This window comes from Streptomyces sp. G5(2025), assembly GCF_049542075.1.
Classification (GTDB): Bacteria; Actinomycetota; Actinomycetes; order Streptomycetales; family Streptomycetaceae; genus Streptomyces.
In genome coordinates, this window is the sequence record NZ_JBMUZT010000006.1 from 5,046,100 (window position 1) to 5,064,470 (window position 18,371).

The 18,371-nt window shown below is 68.6% G+C and carries 20 protein-coding genes; 18 read left to right on the plus strand and 2 right to left on the minus strand.

Annotated elements, in window-relative coordinates:
- Positions 1-2: 2 nt before the first annotated feature.
- Together ACOBQB_RS33890 and ACOBQB_RS33895 are read left to right on the plus strand one after the other, a co-directional pair.
- On the plus strand, positions 3-467 hold the full coding sequence (locus ACOBQB_RS33890; protein ID WP_423597260.1) for a RidA family protein: 465 nt from the start codon (positions 3-5) through the stop codon (positions 465-467).
- A gap of 148 nt (positions 468-615) precedes the next feature.
- A complete protein-coding gene (locus ACOBQB_RS33895) occupies positions 616-2,106 on the plus strand; it encodes a GntP family permease (protein WP_423597262.1) in 1,491 nt (496 codons plus the stop codon).
- Positions 2,107-2,128: 22 nt separating this feature from the next.
- Here the strand turns inward: ACOBQB_RS33895 and ACOBQB_RS33900 are convergent, their stop codons facing one another.
- Positions 2,129-3,172 (minus strand): hypothetical protein, encoded by a 1,044-nt coding sequence (locus ACOBQB_RS33900; protein WP_423597264.1) that lies wholly within the window; start codon positions 3,170-3,172, stop codon positions 2,129-2,131.
- A 380-nt stretch (positions 3,173-3,552) separates the two neighbouring features.
- Here ACOBQB_RS33900 and ACOBQB_RS33905 point away from each other — a divergent pair, with 380 nt between their 5' ends.
- Positions 3,553-4,062: a hypothetical protein gene (locus ACOBQB_RS33905; protein ID WP_423597266.1), complete on the plus strand. Its 510-nt coding sequence runs from the start codon at positions 3,553-3,555 to the stop codon at positions 4,060-4,062.
- Between the two features lie 65 nt (positions 4,063-4,127).
- Here the strand turns inward: ACOBQB_RS33905 and ACOBQB_RS33910 are convergent, their stop codons facing one another.
- Positions 4,128-5,471, minus strand: a complete 1,344-nt coding sequence (locus tag ACOBQB_RS33910) for a M14 family metallopeptidase (protein ID WP_423597268.1) — start codon at positions 5,469-5,471, stop codon at positions 4,128-4,130.
- A 204-nt stretch (positions 5,472-5,675) separates the two neighbouring features.
- On the opposite strand from ACOBQB_RS33910, the gene ACOBQB_RS33915 reads away from it, so the two are divergent.
- The 15 genes from ACOBQB_RS33915 (at position 5,676) to ACOBQB_RS33985 (ending at position 18,358) form a co-directional block, all read left to right on the plus strand.
- On the plus strand, positions 5,676-7,007 hold the full coding sequence (locus tag ACOBQB_RS33915) for an Nramp family divalent metal transporter (RefSeq protein ID WP_423597270.1): 1,332 nt from the start codon (positions 5,676-5,678) through the stop codon (positions 7,005-7,007).
- 15 nt (positions 7,008-7,022) lie between these two features.
- Entirely contained in the window at positions 7,023-7,721 is a 699-nt protein-coding gene (locus ACOBQB_RS33920; RefSeq protein ID WP_423597272.1) for a dual OB domain-containing protein, read from the plus strand.
- Positions 7,718-8,332 carry a DUF488 family protein gene (locus ACOBQB_RS33925; protein ID WP_423597274.1) on the plus strand — a complete coding sequence of 205 codons (615 nt, stop codon included), beginning with the start codon at positions 7,718-7,720 and terminating at the stop codon, positions 8,330-8,332. Before ACOBQB_RS33920 ends, ACOBQB_RS33925 begins: the two co-directional genes overlap by 4 nt.
- Positions 8,329-8,766: a DUF488 family protein gene (locus tag ACOBQB_RS33930; protein ID WP_423597276.1), complete on the plus strand. Its 438-nt coding sequence runs from the start codon at positions 8,329-8,331 to the stop codon at positions 8,764-8,766. The genes ACOBQB_RS33925 and ACOBQB_RS33930 overlap by 4 nt, the downstream gene beginning before the upstream one ends.
- Positions 8,767-8,916: 150 nt before the next feature.
- The gene (locus ACOBQB_RS33935; RefSeq protein ID WP_423597278.1) at positions 8,917-9,837 is read left to right on the plus strand and encodes a hypothetical protein; all 921 of its coding nucleotides are present in this window, start codon (positions 8,917-8,919) and stop codon (positions 9,835-9,837) included.
- A gap of 103 nt (positions 9,838-9,940) precedes the next feature.
- Complete coding sequence (cpaB, locus tag ACOBQB_RS33940) at positions 9,941-10,651, plus strand: Flp pilus assembly protein CpaB (RefSeq protein ID WP_423597280.1); 711 nt, start codon at positions 9,941-9,943, stop codon at positions 10,649-10,651.
- Positions 10,652-10,661: 10 nt separating this feature from the next.
- On the plus strand, positions 10,662-12,290 hold the full coding sequence (locus ACOBQB_RS33945; RefSeq protein WP_423597282.1) for an AAA family ATPase: 1,629 nt from the start codon (positions 10,662-10,664) through the stop codon (positions 12,288-12,290).
- Positions 12,287-12,679: a TadE/TadG family type IV pilus assembly protein gene (locus tag ACOBQB_RS33950; RefSeq protein ID WP_423597284.1), complete on the plus strand. Its 393-nt coding sequence runs from the start codon at positions 12,287-12,289 to the stop codon at positions 12,677-12,679. The genes ACOBQB_RS33945 and ACOBQB_RS33950 overlap by 4 nt, the downstream gene beginning before the upstream one ends.
- Positions 12,680-12,762: 83 nt before the next feature.
- The gene (locus ACOBQB_RS33955; RefSeq protein ID WP_423597286.1) at positions 12,763-14,100 is read left to right on the plus strand and encodes a CpaF family protein; all 1,338 of its coding nucleotides are present in this window, start codon (positions 12,763-12,765) and stop codon (positions 14,098-14,100) included.
- A 31-nt stretch (positions 14,101-14,131) separates the two neighbouring features.
- The gene (locus ACOBQB_RS33960) at positions 14,132-15,079 is read left to right on the plus strand and encodes a type II secretion system F family protein (RefSeq protein ID WP_423597288.1); all 948 of its coding nucleotides are present in this window, start codon (positions 14,132-14,134) and stop codon (positions 15,077-15,079) included.
- Positions 15,080-15,116: 37 nt separating this feature from the next.
- On the plus strand, positions 15,117-16,007 hold the full coding sequence (locus ACOBQB_RS33965) for a DUF5936 domain-containing protein (protein ID WP_423597290.1): 891 nt from the start codon (positions 15,117-15,119) through the stop codon (positions 16,005-16,007).
- A gap of 238 nt (positions 16,008-16,245) precedes the next feature.
- Complete coding sequence (locus ACOBQB_RS33970; RefSeq protein WP_423598943.1) at positions 16,246-16,449, plus strand: hypothetical protein; 204 nt, start codon at positions 16,246-16,248, stop codon at positions 16,447-16,449.
- Complete coding sequence (locus tag ACOBQB_RS33975) at positions 16,446-17,054, plus strand: pilus assembly protein TadG-related protein (protein ID WP_423597292.1); 609 nt, start codon at positions 16,446-16,448, stop codon at positions 17,052-17,054. The genes ACOBQB_RS33970 and ACOBQB_RS33975 overlap by 4 nt, the downstream gene beginning before the upstream one ends.
- A gap of 32 nt (positions 17,055-17,086) precedes the next feature.
- On the plus strand, positions 17,087-17,677 hold the full coding sequence (locus ACOBQB_RS33980) for a hypothetical protein (protein ID WP_423597294.1): 591 nt from the start codon (positions 17,087-17,089) through the stop codon (positions 17,675-17,677).
- Positions 17,678-17,680: 3 nt separating this feature from the next.
- The gene (locus ACOBQB_RS33985) at positions 17,681-18,358 is read left to right on the plus strand and encodes an OmpA family protein (RefSeq protein ID WP_423597296.1); all 678 of its coding nucleotides are present in this window, start codon (positions 17,681-17,683) and stop codon (positions 18,356-18,358) included.
- Positions 18,359-18,371: the final 13 nt, after the last annotated feature.

Sequence of the window (18,371 nt, forward strand, 5' to 3'; positions counted from 1 at the left end):
TCATGACCGAGAACACCGAGAACACCGGCAACACCGGCAACACCGGCAACACCGGCAACACCGTGAAGACCGCCCTCACCCCGGCCACCCACACCACCCCGCCCGCGAAGTTCTCCCACGGCGTCAAGAAGGGCAACATCCTTCAGGTCGCCGGCCAGGTCGGCTTCCTCCCCGCCGAGGCGGGCAAGGCCCCCACCCCGGCCGGCCCCACCCTGCGCGAGCAGACCCTCCAGACCTTCGCCAACGTCAAGGCGATCCTCGAAGAGGGCGGCGCGACCTGGGACGACGTGATGATGATGCGCGTCTACCTCACGGACGTGGACCACTTCGCCGAGATGAACCAGATCTACAACGAGTACTTCGAGGAGCAGGGCCTGAAGGCTCCGGCCTCGGCCCGCACCACCGTCTACGTGGGCCTGCCCAAGGGCCTGCTCATCGAGATCGACGCGCTCGCCGTCCTCGGCTGAGACAGATCAACTCCCCGCAAGCCGTACGTCGTCACGGCACGGCGCCCTTCCCGTCCGCGGAGGCGCCGTGCCGCGATCCCCCCTGCCCCGGCCGTGTCTTCTGGGGGAGGCCCCCAGACCCCCTCCCCATGCACTTACGAGGTCAACGATGTCCCCGTCCCACACCGCCGTGCTCGCGGCCGCCCCCGCCGCCGAGCCGCCACCCCACTCCGGCGGCCTCCTCGCCCTGATCGACGGCACGGCGGGCCTGCTGACCGTCGCCGCGCTCGGCATCGTCCTGCTGCTCTTCCTGATCATCAAGGTCAGGCTCCAGCCCTTCGTGGCGCTGCTCGCGGTCTCCATAGCCGTCGGCCTCGCGGCCGGCCTCTCCGTCACCGAACTCTTCGGCACGGTCCAGAAGTCCGACGCCGTCTCCGTCATCGAGTCCGGCATGGGCGGCATCCTCGGGCATGTGGCGATCATCATCGGCCTCGGCACGATGCTCGGCGCGATCCTCGAAGTGTCGGGCGGAGCCGAGGTACTGGCGTCGCGGCTCTTGGGGTTGTTCGGCGAGAAGCGCGCTCCACTGGCGATGGGTCTCACCGGCCTGATCTTCGGCGTCCCGGTCTTCTTCGACGTCGGCATCTTCGTCCTCGCGCCGATCGTGTACGCCGCCGCCAAGCGCAGCGGCAAGTCGATCCTCCTCTACTGCCTCCCGCTCCTCGCGGGGTTGTCGATGACCCACGCGTTCCTGCCCCCGCACCCCGGCCCGGTGGCGGCGGCCGGCCTGCTCAAGGTCGACCTCGGCTGGGTCATCCTGATGGGCGTCGTCTGCGGCATCCCGGCGGTGCTCGCCGCCTGGGGGTACTCCGCGTGGGTCGGCAAGCGCATCTTCGTACCCGTGCCGCAGGACATGGTCGAGGCCGCCGAGGAGGCGAAGGCGGCGGTCGTCGCCGAGCAGCGGGCGGCGGGGGTGCCCCCGCAGGAGAAGCCGGTGCCGCTGGGCGTCGTCTTCACGATCATCGGTACGCCCCTGTTCCTGATACTCCTCGCCACCTTCTCCTCGATCGCCTTCGACCCCTCGACGTTCCGGTCGGTCATCGAGTTCTTCGGCAGCCCCTTCGTCGCCCTGACGATCGCGCTCCTGATGGCGTACTACTTGCTGGGCATCCGGCGCGGCTGGTCCCGCAAGTCCCTTGAACGCGTGTCGACTTCATCCCTGAAGCCGGTCGGCAACATCCTGCTGGTGGTCGGCGCGGGCGGGATCTTCGGCGCGGTCCTCAAGGCGAGCGGCGTGGCCGCGGCCCTCTCGGACACCTTCCAGGACGTGGGCCTGCCGATCATCGTCCTCGCCTACCTGCTCTCCCTGGTCCTGCGGGTCGCCCAGGGCTCGGCGACGGTGGCGATCGTCACGACAGCGGGCATTGTCGCCCCCCTCCTCGCCGAGGGCGACTACTCCCAGGCCTTCGTGGCCCTCGTCATCATGGCGATCTCGGCGGGCTCCATCTTCGCCTCGCACGTGAACGACGGCGGGTTCTGGATGGTGGCGAAGTACTTCGGCATCAGCGAGCGGGACACCCTGAGGACGTGGACGGTCCTGGAGTCGGTCCTGTCGGTGGCGGGCTTCGCGGTGGCGGCGGTGGTGAGCCTGTTCGTATAGGCCCTCGCGGACAACCGCAGGCTCAAAGGAGACTGCGGTTGCTCTTCTTGGAGAGGGCCCAGACGTAGTACCACTTGTCTTCCCGCAGTGGCCGGGTGCTGTTTTCTTCTCTGGCTTGAAGTAGTCCCCATAGCCCAGGGGTTGCGCCGCCGATCACTCCGACGACCCATTGGAGGGCCGGACCGTATACAGCCACAAGTGTTGCCGACACGCTTGCGACAACAGCTCCACTGGCGGCTACGGCCCTCCGCCCCTTGGCTCTTTTCATTTCGGACCGGACAGATCGCACCTGGCCTGCGATCTCCAAGCCGATCTTTACCAGCTCACGGTCGGACTGGGTCTCGTTCAGGGCGTCGTCGATATTGAGGAGACTGAGACGAAGGAAGTCTCGGAACGCCGAATAGGAATCAAGCTCGTCGATGGTGATCCGGCTGAAGTCGGCGAGGTCGACTCCATCGATGAACGGCAAGTCCATTTGGCATATTGGGCGCACCAGTCGACCCTTGACGGGCTCACCCCCGGAGGCGTCTATGACTCGCCCGTCCCGGATCAGATAGTCGATCGCATCGAGTGGTTGTGGTGGCCCTGGTGAGTTCCGTGTGATGGTCGAGTAGCTCGGGAGATACCAGACGAGGCCCGCTTTGAGGAGGGGTTCGGCATCGAGTATCCATCGGCCCAGCACCTCGAGGCTGGGGCAGTGCATCCCGTAACGTAACGTGAAGGGGTCGCGCACGGTGGAGGAGTGGACGTGCGTCATGTCGAATCCGATGGCGTGGGAAGCGTAGCTGTCAAGTTCACGGAACTCCCCATGCCGGTCATGCGACAGAAGTAACGTGTCGGATATGAGCGCGGTGCGTTTCGTGAATTCTGCCAGGCTCGTGTCTTCGACGGACAGTCCGACATAAAATCGGGATCGAGAGAGCTTCTTTTCGTCAACCAGGCTGTGAGCCCCCGAATCCCACAGGTGACGCCCGTACTCTGCCGCGACCGTGCTCGGGTCAAGGCCAGGTGGCAACTGCTGGAAGAAGCGACGCATACGCCTCGCGACGACCTTGTTCTGCGTCACGCGCGAGCGAAAGGGCATAGGGCATTTTCCGTCAAGCCGAGTGAGTGCGTCAAGGGAGCGAGAGTCGAGGCGACTTCGCTCAATCAACTCAGTGGCGTCAGCCATGCCGGCAGTGAGCCCATCTTGTGCAGGCGAGAGGACCCGGACGGACTCTTGTCACGGGCCCTCTTCGAGTGCGGCGGTGAGCCGTTACCCTCAGAGGCGCGGGAGCCGGGCGGGGGGGCACGCGGATGTGGGTCACGGTGCCGTACGGCGGGGCAGCGGCGTTCGGGCGCGGCTGACGGCACCCCCGGTCGTACGCGTGGTTACGCCTCGCGGGGGAGAAGAGGTGAAACCGCCGGCTGATGCGCGCGAGCGCCCCGTCGGCGAGCCTGGCTCACATGCCGAAAGCGACTGTATTGCCCAATGTGCCGCGCTGGGCGCAACTCGCCGCGCTGGGCGCCGCGTTGACCAACGTACCCTCGGCGCTCTGGCGGGTGGCCATCGCCGTCGGCGTCCCCGTGGGGCTGGCGCGATCCGAATACGACCAGATGGGCGCTCCTGGCCCGGGATCGTTGGTCCTGGTCGGCCTCAGCCTGCTCTCCGAGGCCTTGGCGTTCCTCACTCTCGGGCTGGTGCGGAGCTGGGGGGAGGTGTGGCCGCGCTGGGTGCCTCGACTGCGCGGCCGCCGCGTCCCGGTCATGCTGGGGACCGCCCTGGCGGGGCTCGGCGCGCTGGCCACGACGGTCTTCGGCGTGCTGTTCGTCCTCACGTCGCTCAACGCCGACATGGAGGCCACCACCTGGGGCATGTGGCTGCTCAACATCGTCTACGCGCCACTGCTCCTCTGGGGCCCGCTACTGGGCGCGGTCACAGTGCACTACTACCGGCGCCGCACGGCTGCCGGCTGAGCGGCCAGCCCCGAGCCCCTCGACTCACCAAGGGACCCGGGGCCGCGGTCGGCCGAAAGGGGACGTCAACCCGTGCAGTACTGCTGCTCCTTGCCGATGGACCGGTACATGCAGTCCGCGTTCTCCATCAGTTGCAGCACCGCGTCACGGTTCCGCGACGTCTCGCGCTCGATCACCTCGTCGGGCGGGTAGAAGCCGCCGCCGCCCGCCGACGACGGGTACATCTCGAAGGTGTAGCTGAAGATCTTCTGCGCGCCCCACAGCCAGTCGTCGATCGAGCCGTCCGTGATGTAGAGGTCACTGGACTGCTCGGGCGTGTAGCCGTTGCTCGCGGCCATCTTCCTGCCGACGGCCGCGTGGGCGTCGCGGTCGTCCTGTGTGAGGCCGGGAGCGGTGTCGGCGTACGTGTAGCCGTAGGGCCACAGGATCAGTTCGCTGTACGTGTGGAAGTCGATGGAGGCCTTGATCTGCTGCTTGCCGCCGACGACCCGGCTGCGTACGAAGTCCGCGACGACCTTGACCTCGGGGGCCGACTCGGCGGCGCGGCCCCGGTAGGTGTCCGACCCCGCGGAGCCCGAGGAGCCGCCGCAGCAACCCCACTTGTAGGCCCAGTTGCGGTTCATGTCCGTGCCGATGCTCGTCGAGCCGCTGTTGGGCTGGCGGTTCTTGCGCCAACTGCGGTAGGAACCGGTCGCGATGTCGTACTCGCCGCCGTCCGGGTTCATGTCCGGCACGATCCAGATCTCGCGTGAGTCGACCATCTTCTTGATCCGGGCGTCCGTGGCGTAGTCGTCGCCCAGCTCGCGCAGCAGGTACAGCGCCATCTCCACCGTCAGGTGCTCGCGGGCGTGCTGGTGGTGGGTGAAGAGGATCTCCGGCTCGGCCTCGTCGGCGGCGGCGTTGTCGCTGATCTTGATGGCGACGATGTCCCGGCCCGCGTAGGACTTGCCGATCACCCGCTTGCTCATCAGGTTCGGGTGGGCCGCGATGCGCTGGTCGATCTCCGCCGTCATCTCGGCGTAGTTGTGGTACTTCGCGTCGGCGGGCGGGAAGTCCCTCGGCTCCACCGCCTGTCCGTTCGTACGCTTCGGAGGGCCGGCCAGGGCCTTGAGCTCGTAGCCCGCCGCTCTGAGCCGGGCGGCCTCCCTGTCGTCGGCGGAGACGACCACCGCGCGGGCGTCGACCTCGTCGATGGTGACGCCGGTGCGCGCGAGCGCGGTGCGCGCGGCCCGGTCGTCGGCCAGGGGGATCTCGTACTGCCGTGTCGTGTCGCTGTCGTCCGCCGTCGCCGCCGAGCCATGCGCAGCCGGGTCGGAGGGTGCGGCGTTGGCGGTGAGCGGGGCCGCCACGGCGAGGGCGAGCAGGGCCGCGAGGGCGGCGGATCTCCTGCCGCGTATGCGGAGTCGCATGAAGTCTCCTCAGGGGTGGGGGGTGGTTCAGTGCGACGCGTGGGGTGCGGGATGCGGGGGTGGGCCCCGGAGGTGCGGGGCGCGGGGGCGTGGTGCGTGGTACGCGGTACGCCGCCTCATCGTCGGGGCATGGCATGCTCCCGTCAACGGTCGTCTTCGGCCAACCCCTTGTGCTGCGCGCCGCGATGCGCTTTCTTGATCGGCATGGCTGAATCCACAGGCAGTGGCACCACCACCGACGCGTCGGCACCCCAGCCGCGCAAGTCGAGCTGGAAGTACATCGGCCCCGGCATCGTCGTCGCCGCGACCGGCGTGGGCGCGGGCGACCTCGTCGCGACCCTCATCGCGGGCAGCAACTTCGGCTACACGCTGCTGTGGGCCGCCGTCATCGGCTGCGTCGTGAAGATCTCGCTCGCCGAGGCCGCCGGACGCTGGCACCTGTCCACCGGGCGCACCCTCTTCGACGGCTGGGCCAGCCTCGGCCGCTGGACGACGTGGTTCTTCGTCGTCTACGTCGTGATCTGGGGGTACGTCTACGGCGCCGCCGCCATGTCGTCGTCCGGGCTGCCCCTCCAGGCGCTCTTCCCCGACGTCATGGAGCTCAAGTGGTGGGGCATCCTCACCGGCCTGGTCGGCCTGGTCTTCGTCTGGTTCAACAAGTACGCCGTCTTCGAGAAGGTCATGACGGTGCTCGTCGGCATCATGTTCGTCGTCACCGTCTACCTCGCGATCCGCGTCACCCCGCACCTCGGCGACGCCTTCGCGGGGCTGCTGCCGGTGCTGCCCGACGAGAAGGACTCCATCCTCAACACGCTCGGCCTGATCGGCGGCGTCGGCGGCACGATCACCCTTGCCGCGTACGGTTATTGGGTCAACGCCAAGGGGTGGACCGACACCGGCTGGATGAAGGTGATGCGGCTCGACAACCGCGTCGCGTACATCACCACCGGCGTCTTCGTCGTCGCCATGCTCTTCGTCGGCGCCGAGCTGCTGCACTCCGCGAACGTCGCCCTCGCCAGCGGCGACAAGGGCCTCGTCCAGCTCTCCGACATCCTGGAGAAGGAGTACGGCACCGCCACCGCCAAGCTCTTCCTGGTCGGCTTCTTCGCCACGTCGTTCACCTCGCTGATCGGCGTGTGGCACGGCGTGAGCCTGATGTTCGCGGACTTCGTCGAGCGCTACCGCAAGCAGCGGGCGGGCGCCGACTCCGCCTCGCTCAGCGGCGAGGAGGTGGCCTCCGGCGCCCGCGAGAAGTCGGTGCCGTTCCGCGCGTACCTGCTGTGGCTGACGTTCCCGCCGATGATCCTGCTCTTCCAGGGGCAGCCGTTCCGCCTCATCATCATCTATGGCGTCCTGGGCGCCGCCTTCATGCCGTTCCTGGCCCTCACCCTGGTCTGGCTGCTCAACTCCTCGCGCACGCCCAGGGAATGGCGCAACGGCTGGCTCAGCAACGGCATGCTGACGGTCGCGGGGCTGCTCTTCCTGGTGCTGTGCGTCAAGCAGATCTCGGATCAGGACTGGAGCAGCTTCTTTTGATTCAGGGGGGTGCACATGGTATCGGTGAAGAAGCTCGTATGTCTGGCGAATTCCCGGAAGCTTTCGGGCCGGTGTGTGGCAGGAATCGTTGCCAACGGCTCAGGGGAGTGGCTGCGCCCGGTCAGCGCTCGCCCCAGCCGGGAAGTCTCGGCCGGCGAAAGACAGTATCAAGACGGAACGGACCCGAATGTCCTCGATATTGTCTCGATACCGCTTCTCCGGCCCCAGCCGCACGACTTCCAGAGTGAGAACTGGCTCCTTGACCCCGGATACTATTGGAAGCGCAGCGGCAGGGCCGGGTGGCGAGAATTACTGAGGCTGGAACAGCACCCCAGCACTCTGTGGACCAACGGCTCCAGCTCCTATCACGGCATCAACGACCGCGTACCGACCGAAGAAGCGATCACTCTGCCGGACTCGCTCAAGCTGATACGCGTCACCAAGCTGACGTTACGAGCACACGTCCCCGGAGCAAGGTACGGGGATCCGAGGCCGGCCTTGCGTGCCTGCTTCTCTTACTCCGGGCATGAACATACGCTGCGGGTGACCGATCCCGAATACGAGCTGAAGTACCTGGCCAAGCCGGAAGGGATCTACACGCTGGGCGAATCCTTCCTCACGGTGAGCCTCAGCGAGCCATTTGACGGCTACGTCTACAAATTAGTGGCGGCCGTCATCGAACGAACCAAGATCCAAACAGGCAGCGGGCAATGACACCTCTTACAGTATTCACCGTCGGCCACTCCACGCACAGCGGATCGGTTTTCCTCAGTCTGCTACAGAAGCATGGGATCACGGCGGTCGCCGATGTGCGGTCGATGCCCGTCAGCCGCTTCACGCCCCAGTTCAACCGGTACGCCCTGGAGCGCATGCTGTCCGAAGCGGATATCAAGTATGTCTTCCTGGGCAAAGAACTGGGCGCGCGAACCGAAGACCTCACCTGCTATGTCGACGGACGGGTGCAGTACGGCCTTCTTGCCCGGACCCCGGATTTCGTCAGCGGCATCAAGCGGCTGCGCAAGGGTTCACAGACCGAGCGAATCGCCGTCATGTGCACCGAACAGGAACCCCTCGACTGCCATCGTTGCGTGCTCGTCGCGCGAGTCCTCGAAGAGTGCGGGGTCGCTGTCGAACACATTCATGGCGATGGGCACGTCGAGGACCACGCTTCGACCATGCGACGCCTGATGGTCAATTTCGGGCTGGATCAGGAAGATCTGTTCCGGACCTCGACCGAGCGTCTTCAAGAAGCCCTCGACCGTCAGGAACAGCGGATCGCTTATGTCAATGAGGAGCTTCGCGGCGACGGGACACCGGAAAAATGAAACTCTACACCATCGGGTTCACGAAGAAATCCGCCGAGAAGTTCTTCGGTCTCTTGCGTGAAGCTGAAGTGACGGCGCTCGTCGACGTCCGACTCAACAACGTCTCGCAACTGTCCGGTTTCGCCAAGCGCGACGACCTGAGGTACTTCCTGCGCGAGATCTGCGGTGCGCAGTACACCCACCGTACCGAGCTGGCACCGACCAAGGACATGCTCGACGCCTACAAGAAGCAAGGTGTCGGCTGGGCGGCCTACGAAGAGCAATTCCTCGAATTGATGAAGGTACGGCAGATCGAGGACAGGGTCCGTCCTGAAGCGCTCGACAACGCAGTCCTGCTCTGTAGTGAGGAGCATGCCCGGCACTGCCACCGCCGACTGGTCGCGGAGTATCTCGCACAGAAGTGGGGTGACGTCACGATCGAGCACCTGGGGTGAGCGGCGGCCCGGCGGTCTTCTGTCGGCCGCCCTGAGGTGGAGAGGAGTCCCCACCTCCGCATGAACCTCCGCATGAACACCGGGAAGTTGGGTGTTGAGGCACCCATGACGTGGATATGGTGCTGAGGCAGGAGTGCACGAGGACCGGGGGTGTACGCGTTGCCGACCGCCATAGCCGTCACCGGACCCGATCTCGTGCTGCCCTCACCCGACCGGCACACCCCCTCGGCCGCCGTCCTCCAGTCCGCCGTGCAGCCCCCGCGGACGTACTCACTGGACCAGGCGCTCACCGAGATGGACACGCTCATCGAGCACCACGGCTACGTGATCGTCCTGTGCCCCGCCTCGGCCCCCGCCGCCGTCGCCCACCGCCTCCACGCCGTCCGCTCGGTCCTGGAGAGCGACCGCGTCGCCGTCATCCGCTCCGACCTGCCGCCCCTCGGGCTCGCCGTACTCGCCCTCCAGTTACGGCAGTTGTCGGTCTGCGACTTCAGCCCCGGCGTCCTCGCCTCCGCCGCCCGGCTGCTCTCCCATTACATCTACGCGGGCGCCCTCCTCGGCTCCGTCACCCGCCTCGACCGCGTCCCCGTCACCCTCCAGTCGCACGCCAAGTCCTGGCTGCCGGGCGCCCAGTTCGCGGTCCTCGCCACGCCGAGACCCGAGCTGGTGAAGGTCTCGGGCGACGGCGGGGCGAGCCTGAGCGGTCCGGGATTCGGTACGAAGATGCTGTACGCGCCCGGCCGGCTCGCGCCCGGCTGGGTCACCGAGTCCCTGGCCCCCGCGTGGCACGTCCAAGGTCTCGCCGAGGCGCGGCTGCCCGCCGAGTCGGCGCGCTGGTGGGCGACCGGCAGACTCGTCGAGTTCGCCGCCGCCATCCCCGACATCTCCGTCCTCTACCAGCTGGTGTCCTCCGTCCGGCGCGACGACTGCCACTGGTGCGGGCTCGAACTCATCGGCGACCGCTGCGCGTTCTGCGCCGCGCCGCTGCCGCCGCCCGAGGACCGCCCCGCCCCGCCCGACCGCGCCCTCACCCGGCGCGGCGCGACCGCCCTGCCCAGAGGCGCGACCTAGCCCGCACCACCCGCACCCCGTCCGTTCGCGACCCGACGACCGATCATGCGCCACTTCGCTCACTGACCGTAGCCAACCGCACTCGATCGAGGTAGTCCGGCCCATGAACTCACGCCAGCGCCGCGGCGTCATCCTGCTGGTCCTGTCGGTCCTGTGCGCCTTCGGCGCCTTCGCGGGCGTCCTCTCGGTGATCCGCGACGTGAACGCGAAGGTGGGCCCCGAGGTCGCCGCGTACAAGCTCAAAGGGGACATCGCGCCCTACAAGGAGCTGACCGCGGAACAGTTCCAGAAGATCGAGATGCCCGAGCGGTGGCTGTCCGAGAACGCCGTCACCGACCTCGGCGAGATCCGCGGCAAGATCGCCGTCACCCAGCTGCGCAAGGGCTCGCTGCTCCAGTCCGACATGATCGTCAAGCGACCCGAACTCGGCCCGGGGCAACAGGAGATCGCCATCATGATCGACGCGGCGACCGGCGTCGCGGGCAAGATCACGCCCGGTGCGACGGTCAACATCTACGCCACCTTCAAGGGCGAGGCCGACAAGGCGAAGGACCAGTCGAAAGTCATCGTGGAGGGCGCCAAGGTGCTCGACGTCGGCAAGCTGACCCCGCTCGAACCCGACCAGGACGACCGCGCACGCCGCAGGGCGAGCGAGGCCGTGCCGATCACGTTCGCCCTCGGCACGGCGGACGCGCAGCGCGTCGCCTACGCCGAGTCGTTCGCCACGCACGTCCGGCTCGCCCTCATCGGCGCGGGTGACGAACCGACGGTGCCGCCGCGGGACCGGACGTACACCCTCGACGAGGACAGGTAGGAGGTCTCGTATGGCCACTCGGATCTTGCCCGCCGTCGGGGACATCGAGGCCGCCCGCGCGCTGTCCACCCTCACCGGGCAGCTGCCCGACGCCGAACCCGCCCTGGCGGTCGCTGACTCCACCGCGCTGCTCGACACCCTCGCGCGGCTCGCCGCCGAGTCGGTCGACGAGCTTCCGGAGGTCGTCCTCGTCCACGAGCGGATCGGGCCGGCCCCGGCGCTCGACCTCATCCGCGACCTCGTCCTGCGCTTTCCCGCCGTAGGCGTCGTCCTGATCACCGCCGACACCGGCCCCGCCCTCCTCACCGCCGCCATGGACTCCGGCGCGCGCGGCATCGTCGGCCTCCCGCTCGCCTACGACGCCCTGGCCGAGCGCGTCCAGGCGGCCGCCGCCTGGTCCTCCGGGATGCGCCGCCACCTCGGCACCGGCGGCGGACTTGAGCTGTACGGCGGCACGGGCGGGCCCGGGGCGCCCGGCGGCACGGGGACGATCGTCACCGTCAGCGGGGCGAAAGGCGGCGTCGGGGCGACCCTGGCGGCCGCCCAACTCGCCCTCGCTGCCCAGGCGTCGGGCCGCACCGTCGCCCTCCTGGACCTCGACCTCCAGTCCGGCGACCTCGCCTCGTACCTGGACGTGCAGTTCCGCCGCTCGGTCGCCGACCTCGCCGCCATCACCGACATCACGCCCCGCGTCCTCCAGGACGCCGTCTACACCCACGAGACCGGCATCGCCATGCTCCTCGCCCCCGCCGAGGGCGAGCGCGGCGAGGAGGTCACCGACCGGGTCGCCCGCCAGATCCTCGGCGCCCTGCGCGCCCGCTACGACGTCGTGGTCGTCGACTGCGGCGCCTACGTCACCGCCGCGAGCGCCGCCGCCGTGGAGCTCGCCGACCACGCCCTGCTGCTCCTCACCCCCGACGTGGTGGCGGTACGGGCCGCCAAGCGCATGGTGCGCCTCTGGGACCGCCTCCAGATCCGCAAGGCCGAGGAGACCCTCACCGTCGTCAACCGCCACGGCAAGGGCACCGAGATCCAGCCCTCCCTCGTCGAACGCGTCACCGGCACCCGGGCCGCCCGCACCACCGTGCCCGCCGCCTTCAAGGAACTCCAGGCCGCCGTCGACGCGGGCCGCGTGCAGGACCTCGACAGCCGCTCCTCCGTGAAACAGGCGCTGTGGGCGCTCGCGGGCGAACTCGGCCTCGTCGACACCAAGGCCGCGGGCGGGCAGAAGCGGGGCGGCCTCGGCCTGCGCAGGAGAGCGGCGGCGGCGGACGACCGTGGCGCCGTCACGCTCGAATTCGCCGGCATGTTCCCGCTGCTGCTCGCCGTCATGGCCATCCTGTGGCAGTGCGCGCTGTACGGCTACACGTACTCCCTCGCCGGGAACGCGGCGGACGAGGCGGCCCGGGCGGCCACGGCCGCGTACGCGGTGGGGGAGGGCGGCGCCGGCGCCTGCTCCGCGGCGGCCCAGGAGCATCTGCCGGCCGCCTGGCAGGACGCGGAGGTGTCCTGCACGGACGAGGGCTCGGTGTGGAAGGCCCACGTATCGGTGGACGTGCCGGTGTTCTTCCCGGGCTTCGACGCGGGGTGGCACGTCGACGGGGAGGCGGGGGCGGCGAAGGAGGGTGAGGACGGATGAGGTGGCCGCGCAGGCGTGGTGACCGACGGCGGCCTCGCCGCTGGGACGACCGTGGCGTCTCGATCCTCGAATTCGCCGGTTTCCTGCCCATCCTGCTGCTCGTCGGCCTCGCCGCCATTCAGCTGGGGCTCGTGGGATACGCCGCCGGCCAGGCCGGCTCCGGCGCCCGCGCGGCGGCCCGCGCGGCCTCGCAGGGCGACTCCGGGCAGGCGGCGGGCACGGCGGCCATGGACGGCGGGCTCAGCTCCTCCGTCACGGTCGGCGGAGGCGGCGACACCACGACCGCCACGGTGAAGGTCGACGTACCGCTCCTGCTGCCCTTCGTGGACAGCGGCTGGAGCGTCACGAAGGAAGCGACGATGCCCAACGACCAGGACGCCGAGTACTGAGACAACCGAGTACTGAGACAACCGAGTACTGAAACAGCCGAGTACTGAGACACACGTATCCCCGAGGGAGGTCGAAGGACGCCATGAGCCTGCGCGACCGCGTGGCCCCCACCCACCACACCGAGCCGAGCCGCGACGACGGCCTCGTCGCCGTCTACCGCTCCAAGCTCCTGGAGGAGATCGACCTCGCCGAGATGTCGTCGCTCACGGCCGCGGACCGCCGCGTCCGCCTGGAGCGCGTCCTCAGCCACATCATCAGCCGCGAGGGGCCCGTCCTCTCCACCTCCGAGCGCGCCCAGCTGATCCGCCGCGTCGTGGACGAGGCGCTCGGCCTCGGCGTCCTGGAACCCCTGCTCGCCGACGCCTCCATCACGGAGATCATGGTCAACGGCCCCGACTCCGTCTTCGTCGAGCGCGGCGGCCGCGTGGAGCAGCTCCCGCTCCGCTTCGCCTCCAACGACCAGCTGATGCAGACCATCGAACGCATCGTCTCCACCGTCAACCGCCGCGTCGACGAGTCCAACCCCATGGTCGACGCCCGCCTGCCCACCGGCGAACGCGTCAACGTCATCATCCCGCCGCTCGCCCTGACCGGCGCCACCCTCACCATCCGCCGCTTCCCGCGCGCGTACACGCTCCCCGAACTCATCGGCCTGGGCTCGCTCGACGAGCACATGCTGATGCTGCTCGCCGCGTTCGTGCGCGCCCGCTTCAACCTCATCGTCAGCGGCGGCACGGGCAGCGGCAAGACGACCCTCCTCAACGCCCTCTCCGGCCTGATCCCGGCCCACGAACGCATCATCACCATCGAGGACTCGGCGGAACTGCAACTCCAGCAGGACCACGTGATCCGCCTCGAATCGCGCCCCGCCAACGTCGAGGGCAAGGGCCAGATCACCATCCGCGACCTCGTCCGCAACAGCCTGCGCATGCGTCCCGACCGCATCATCGTCGGCGAGGTCCGCGGCGGCGAGACCCTGGACATGCTCCAGGCGATGTCGACGGGCCACGACGGCTCCCTCGCCACCGTCCACGCGAACACGGCCGAGGACGCGCTGATGCGCCTACAGACCCTCGGCTCCATGTCGGAGGTCCAGATCCCCTTCGAGGCGCTCAAGGACCAGATCAACTCGGCTGTCGACGTCGTCATCCAGCTCGCCCGGCACAGCGACGGCTCCCGCAAGGTCTCCGAGATCGTGCTGCTCGTCTCGCACGGGCGCCAGCAGTTCCGCATCGCCCCGGTCACCCGCTTCGTACCGCACCCGATCGGCGCCGACCGTGTCGTACGCGGCTACTTCGAGCACCTGCCGCTGCCGCGCGAGATCGCCGACAAGCTGTACGGGGCGGGGGAGCCGGTGCCACCGGCGTACGGGGTGGCGGAGGCCGTCGACGTACTGAACACGAGGGAAGCGACCGGATGACCACGCGGATGTTCATGAGGGAGGTCGGTCGGTGAGCGACCCCGCGCTGCTCGCCCTCGGCGCCACGATCCTGACCGGCACGCTGGCCGTCGCGGGCGTCCACACGTACGCGTCCGGGCGCGCCCAGCGCCAGGTACTCGTCGACCGGCTGGCGCTCGGCCCCGGCACGGGGGACGGCGGGCCGCCGGGCCGCGCGCGCCGCTTCGCGGCCGTCGACCGCCGCCTGCGCCGCACGCGCCTGGGCCGGGCCATCCACCTGCGGCTGTCCTCGACGGGCCTGGATCTGACCGCGGGCGAGTTCTTCACGTACGTCGTCGCCGTCGTCGCGGCGCTCTGGCTGCTGGCGGCGGCGACGCTCGCGCCCTTCTTCGGCCCGATCGCGGGGCTGGTGGCGGTGTGGGGCGCGGCCGCCTTCCTCAACTGGCAACGCCAGAAACGCATCGAGGCGTTCATCAACCAGCTCCCCGACGTGGCCCGCATCCTGGCCAACGCGACGGCGGCGGGCCTGGCCCTGCGCACGTCCCTGGCGATGGCGGCGGAGGAACTGGAAGCCCCGGCGGGCGAGGAACTGTCCCTCGTCGCCGACCAGCTGTCACTCGGCCGCTCCATCGACGACACCCTCGGCGAACTGGCCGAACGCCTGCCCTCCCGCGAGCTCATCGTCCTCGTCACGACCCTCGTCCTGTCCAACAAGGCGGGCGGCACGGTGGTCAACTCCCTGCGGAACCTCACCCAGACCCTGGAGGACCGCAAGGAGACGCGGCGCGAGGTCCGCACGATGCTCTCGGAGGTCCACGCGACGGCGTTCACGGTCCCGCTGCTGGGCCTCGGCTCGCTGCTCCTCATCAACTCCTCCAACGAGGGCGCGCTGGAGCGGGTGACCGGCTCCCCGGTGGGCCAGACGCTGATCCTGATCTCCCTGGGCCTGTACGGGATCGGCTTCTTCGTGATCAGACGCCTGGGCAAGATCGAGGTCTAGAAGTGGCGGTCATGGCCGTGCGGGAAGGGGAGTTACGTTGCTGGGCTTGCTGCTAGCGGTCGCGATGGGCCTCGCCGTGGCCGGCGTCTGCCAGGGCGTGCGCATGTACCGCGCGGAGGCGAAGCTGCCCTCCGACCTGGCCATCGCCCTGGAGGTCGGCGCCACCCGCGTCTCGGCGGCGGGCTCGGCGGTGGACCGGCTGGGCATGCGCTTCGCGCCCCTCGTCCTGCGCCTGATGGGCCGGCGGCGGGTCGACGCCAAGCGCCGGCGGATCGACATGGCGGGCAACCCCGGGGGCCTGACCATCGACCGCTACGCGGCGCGGCGGGCGGTCTACGGTGTCTTCGGAGTCGTCCTCGGCCTGGTGTTCCTCGTGAACGGCTCCCCGCTCTTGGGCCTGCTCACCCTCGCCTTCGGGGCGACGGCGGCGGACGCGCTGATCTGGCAGGCGATCCGCGAACGCCGCGAGGTCATCGACCGTACGCTCCCCGACTTCCTGGACGTCCTCGCCGTCGTCGTCTCGGCGGGCCTCGGCTTCCGCCAGGCGCTGGACCGCGTGGCGGAGCGGTACGAGGGGCCGTGGGCGGACGAGCTGCGCATCACGCTGCGCCAGATGGACATGGGCGTCAGCCGCCGCCAGGCCTTCGACGAGCTGCGCCGCCGCAACGCGTCGGAGCAGGTCGCCCAGTTCGTCTCGGCGCTCCAGCAGGGCGAGGAGCTGGGCTCGCCCATCGCGGAGACGCTCATCCAGCTCGCCACGGACATGCGACGCACGGACGCGCAGAATTCGCGCCGCAGGGCCGCGAAGACCATTCCCAAGGCGACGATGGTGACGCTGGTCTTCATGCTCCCGGCCACGATGATTTTGATCGCGGCGGGCATGTTCCTCGGCTCGGGGTCGGACTTCGGTTCGATTCTGGGGCGCTGAGATGCGAAGTCCACCAACTGTGCGAAACGGCTTCGCGGATGCAATGCGGTGTGGGACAGTCGGAGTCGAGTTCACGGTTCGCGGGAGGGGGCTTCGTGCATGGTGATCTCACCGAGGGGGAAGAGAATCCGCCAACTTGCGCACAGCGGTGTTCTGTTGCGCCGCCGGTCGCGCAGAGTTGCTGTCGGCAGTCGTCGAATCGGGTGGGAGAGAAGGGGCCGTCGTGCTGAAGGAACGCGTGCTCAGAGTCTGGGTCGACTGGACGGTGACTGTCGCTTCGCGGATCCGGGGGAGGGGGCGGGACGTGGGGGCGGGGTTCGTGGAGTATGCGGGGTTGATGATTCTTATTGCGGGGATCTATACGTTGATCGATGGCTTGGCCCTCGACAACAAGATCTCCACGGCAATCGGCAATGCGGTGAGCGACGTCGTCGGGGGGTGACACGCAGCCGCCTGCGGAGCGACCTAGGGCAGACTCTCCCCATTTACATCTGGCTTACGGGGATTCTGCTCTTTGTTGCGTTTGCCTTCTTTGCCTTCGCTCAGGCCGCATCCGCACGTAACGGAGCCCAGACGGCGGCGGACGCCGCTGCGTTGGCGGCGGCCCAGGACTCACGGGACGAACTGGTCGAAGGGTTGAGTCTGTCCATCGGTGAGGGAGGTGACTGGCTCGTCTGGCTGGCGGGTGATAAGTACACCGGCGCCGGGGCGCAGGGAGCCGCCGACGCTTTGGCCGGGGAGAACGATTCGACGGTCACCGGTTTTGTGTCAACCGACGTGAACGGCTTTCCCGGCTACCGGGTGAAGATCCGCACCAACTACACGGTCGGCGACTCGATCATTCCGGGTACGGAGACCAAGCATGCGAACGCGGAGGCCACCGCCATCATCAAACCGCGTTGTGACGTCGATCCTTCAGCCGACCCGGAGAAGGCCGTGGAATTCGACTGCGTCGGCGACGAGTCCTTCGAGATCGATCCTGACGACTTCCAATCGGGTGATCTCCCTGACGCATCCGTCCTCTTCTCTGTCCACCTGGCCGACTGACCGGAGATCGACGAAAGAAGGAAGCGGTAGTGATGAGTATTCGGCGCTCTATCCTGACCCGCAGGTCAACAGCCGCCGTGGCTTTCGCGGTCGGGCTGGTCCTCACCGTCGCCGGTTGTGGCGGAGGTGGCGGCGGAGACGAGCCCGACAAGGCAGCCAAGTCGTCCGTGCCTCCTGATAAGGGTGAGGGTAAGGGCACGGATTCCCAGGAGTCCGCCGACGACCAGGTTCTGGCCGAAGCCAAGGACGACGGGGTGACCCTCGTGATCACTTCAGCGAATCGTGACGGGGGCGGCTTCGTCACCGTCTCAGGAAAGGTGACCAACACGTCGGGTGGTCTTTGGACGGGCGGCCAGTGGCGCGGCGACGAGCAGGAACTGCAGAAGAATGGGGGGTCCGTCGCTGGGGCGAGCCTTGTGGACGGTGTGGGAAAGAAGCGGTACCTGGTCCTGCGGGACACAAGTGGGCGTTGCCTCTGCACCAAGTTCGAGGGCGGCCTTGACTCAGGACAGACGGTCGACTGGTTCGCCCAGTTCCCCGCGCCCCCTGAGGCCACCAACAAAGTCACCTTCCAAGTGGGGTCAATGCCCCCCGCCCCCATAGAGCTCTCCGAGGGTGAGTAACCCATGACCCGCCCCCGTCCCCACCCCCGCCCCTCCACAACCACCGTCACCCTCGCCGCTCTGATCCTCCTCCTCGGCCCCGCCCCGGCCTTGGCCGACGGTGGGGACCCCAGCGCGCCCCCCGGCAGCACCACCACCTCCCCGCCCCCCGAGGTCGACTCCAACAGCCCGGGGCTGAGGCTGGCCGACGGGGCCACGCTCGCGCCCGCCAAGGTGCTGGACATCAAGTCCGTCGTCGAGGACCTCGGCGGCGAGGAGCGCCGCGAGGACACCAACACGGACGTGAAGTTCGCGCTACAGGCGGAGGTCCTGTTCCCCAAGGACAGCGCGAAACTGAACCCGGAGGCGAACGCCCGTATCGAGGCCATCGCCGAGGAGGCCAGGGCGCAGAAGGCCACGGACGTCCGGGTGTTCGGCTTCACGGACAACCTCGGCTCCTACGGCCACGGCAAGAAACTCTCCCGGCAGCGCGCGGAAGCGGTGCACGACGAACTGGCCGGGCACCTCGGCCCCGAGGTCACCTTCTCCGTACGCGGCTACAGCGAGGACTACCCGATCGCGGACAACGGCTCCGAGGAGGGCCGGAAAAAGAACCGCCGCGTGGAAGTCTCCTTCCCTCGCGGAGCAACCGGCACCGGCACCGGCACCAACACCAGCGCGGACACCAGCCCCACCCCCTGACACCCCCGGCCCC